We start from the raw sequence: 662 nt of genomic DNA, 5'->3' as shown, positions 1-662 counted from the left end.
GGCATGGGTGGTGGTGGTGGCGAAGAGTGCTGCGTCAGTGTGCCGGAGAAGTGGCAGCCCGGCATGATGGCCACTATCGAGTGGACCAAGGATCCAAGCCCCGGATTGAATCCCGGGGGAATCAAACGACCCAGATCCAATCCTGATGGCACGACAACGCCTGCGGTGACTAAGTGGTACGAGGCACACGAAGCCAACTACACCCAGCACAGCATCACCATCCCGGTACCTCCCTACCAGGAGGTAGGTGCATTAGTGCTGGTTTTTCTGCCTTGTGACAAGGTCTATCCACTGATCGACACCAAGGAACTTGGCCGGGTGCTGGGCCAGCTGCCATATGGCGAAGGCCGTGCCATGGAAATCATCCGCTGCCTGGGAGCCTCCCCGACATGCCAGCCTTGATCAAACCGCCCCGCTCAAACCACTCAAGCAACCGCAGAAGCACCACCTTGCCTTCGCCCACCGCGCACCTTGAACGAGACTGACATCATGCAATGGAAAACTGTTGTTACCACGCTATTACTCACTCTGAGCCTGAGCGCCTGCGAAAGCATGGCCCGGCCCGCCACTATTGGTGCTGGAGCCAGTGTCGTCAACATCATGTCAAACGCCACCATTGTCCATGCCAGCTTTAATGGCCAGGGCATGGGTGGTGGTGGTGG

General features: G+C 58.3%; 1 protein-coding gene. It reads left to right on the top strand.

From position 1 onward, the window contains the following. On the top strand, nt 1-402 hold a 402-nt coding region (locus tag EAY64_RS19145), incomplete at its 5' end, for a DUF3304 domain-containing protein (protein WP_147456251.1). Between the last annotated feature and the right edge of the window lie 260 nt (nt 403-662).

Origin of the sequence: Aquitalea palustris (assembly GCF_003693445.1) — a bacterium.
GTDB lineage: Bacteria > Pseudomonadota > Gammaproteobacteria > Burkholderiales > Chromobacteriaceae > Aquitalea > Aquitalea palustris.
This window is presented reverse-complemented; position numbering and strand designations above follow the sequence as displayed.